This is a genomic window from Bacillota bacterium, from assembly GCA_024655925.1.
Taxonomy (GTDB): Bacteria; Bacillota; DTU025; order DTU025; family JANLFS01; genus JANLFS01.
On record JANLFS010000207.1, the window covers coordinates 1 to 2,262 of the forward strand.

At 59.8% G+C, this 2,262-nt stretch carries 2 tRNA genes and 2 rRNA genes; all 4 read right to left on the bottom strand.

The features are described from left to right. A 23S ribosomal RNA gene (locus tag NUW23_16115) occupies positions 1-600 on the bottom strand; the annotation flags it as partial. Positions 601-726: 126 nt separating this feature from the next. Then, positions 727-799, bottom strand: a tRNA-Ala gene (locus NUW23_16120). An 11-nt stretch (positions 800-810) separates the two neighbouring features. Continuing rightward, positions 811-884, bottom strand: a tRNA-Ile gene (locus NUW23_16125). 92 nt (positions 885-976) lie between these two features. Then, positions 977-2,262, bottom strand: a 16S ribosomal RNA gene (locus NUW23_16130); the annotation flags it as partial.

Here is a 2,262-nt window from a genome sequence, read left to right on the forward strand (position 1 = left end):
CTACAAAAGGCACGCCGTCAGAAGGTTACCCTTCCTCCGACCTGTTGTGGGCGTATGGTTTCAGGTTCTCTTTCACTCCCCTCACCGGGGTTCTTTTCACCTTTCCCTCACGGTACTCGTTCACTATCGGTCACTGATTTATATTTAGCCTTGGATGATGGTCCACCCAGCTTCCCACAGGATTAGCGTGCCCCGTGGTACTCAGGGCCAAGACCAGAACCTCCGCTTGCGCCTACCGGGCTCTCACCGTCTCTGGCCGGCCTTCCCAGAACCGTTCGACTTCGCTTCCGTCCCTTCCGTCTTGCCCTCCAACCCCAACTGGCAAGCCAGTCGGTTTGGGCTCCTTCCCTTTCGCTCGCCACTACTCGGGAAATCCTCTCTTCTCCTCCGGGTACTCAGATGTTTCACTTCCCCGGGTTCCCCTCGCCAGACTATCTCTTCATCCGGCGATGCGTGGGCATGCCCCCACGCGGGTTTCCCCATTCGGATACCTCCGGCTCTCCGGGTGCACACCCCTCACCAGAGCTTTTCGCAGTGTACCGCGTCCTTCATCGGCGTTTGGCGCCAAGGCATCCACCGTGTGCTCTTAGTAGCTTATCCACACTGTGATGCGGAGAAATTGATGTTCTCGCGTTACTTCTCGTATGCACTTGTTAAGTTGCCCCAGACTGTCGCCCGGCCACTGCCCGCAAGCCCCCTTGCGACCACTCGCCGACCGTCACCCCATGGAGACGAGGGGACTCGAACCCCTGACCTCTGCCTTGCAAAGGCATCGCTCTCCCCGCTGAGCTACGTCCCCCGCACCTGCTGTGGGTCTGACCCGACTCGAACAGGTGACCTCTCGCTTATCAGGCGAGTGCTCTAACCAGCTGAGCTACAGACCCCTCCGCCTTAACCCCAGCTCAGTGACAGAAAACACCCCGAGCGCTCCCTCTCGGCGCCAGAGCGCTCGCGCGCCCCGCACCCTTCATCTTAGAAAGGAGGTGATCCAGCCGCACCTTCCGGTACAGCTACCTTGTTACGACTTCGTCCCAGTCACCAGCCCTGCCCTAGGCGGCTGCCCCCTCGCGGTTAGCCCACCGACTTCAGGCATGACCAGCTCCCATGACGTGACGGGCGGTGTGTACAAGGCCCGGGAACGTATTCAACGCGCCATGGCTGATGCGCGTTTACTAGCAACTCCGACTTCATGCAGGCGGGTTGCAGCCTGCAATCCGAACTACGACCGGCTTTCCTGGATTGGCTCCCCTTCGCAGGTTGGCTACCCTCTGGACCGGCCATTGTAGCGTGTGTGTAGCCCTGGACATCAAGGCCATGCTGACTTGACGTCATCCCCACCTTCCTCCCGCTTCCTACGGGCAGTCCCGTTAGATACCTGTAACTAACGGCAAGGGTTGCGCTCGTTACCGGACTTAACCGAACATCTCACGACACGAGCTGACGACAGCCATGCAGCACCTGTGCTGGCTCCCGAAGGTCGGTCCGCTTTCGCTTCCCTACCACCAGCATGTCAAGCCCAGGTAAGGTTCTTCGTGTAGCCTCGAATTAAACCACACGCTCCGCTGCTTGTGCGGGCCCCCGTCAATTCCTTTGAGTTTTAACCTTGCGGCCGTACTCCCCAGGTGGCGGACTTATCACGTTCGCTTCGGCACTGCAGGGGATTCAACCCGCAACACCTAGTCCGCATCGTTTACAGCATGGACTACCGGGGTTTCTAATCCCGTTCGCTCCCCATGCTTTCGCGTCTGAGCGTCAGGCCAGGCCCAGTGTGCCGCCTTCGCCACTGGTGTTCCTCCGGATCTCTACGCATTTCACCACTACACCCGGAATTCCACACACCTCTACCTGCCTCTAGCAGCTCAGTCTCGTCCGTCCTCTCCCGGTTGAGCCGGGAGCTTTCACACACGACTTGCGCCGCCGCCTGCACGCGCTTTACACCCAGTAAATCCGGATAACGCTCGCCTCCTACGTTTTACCGCGGCTGCTGGCACGTAGTTAGCCGAGACTTCTTCGAAGGGTACCGTCCTCCCTCTTCCCCTCCAAAAGCGGTTTACAACCCGAAGGCCGTCCTCCCGCACGCGGCGTTGCTGCCTCAGACTTCCGTCCATTGGGCAATATCCCTTACTGCTGCCTCCCGTAGGAGTCTGGACCGTCTCTCAGTTCCAGTGTGGGGGGTCACCCTCTCAGGCCCCCTACCCGTCCTCGCCTTGGTAGGCCTTTACCCTACCAACTAGCTGATGGGCCACAGCCCCCTCCTTCAGC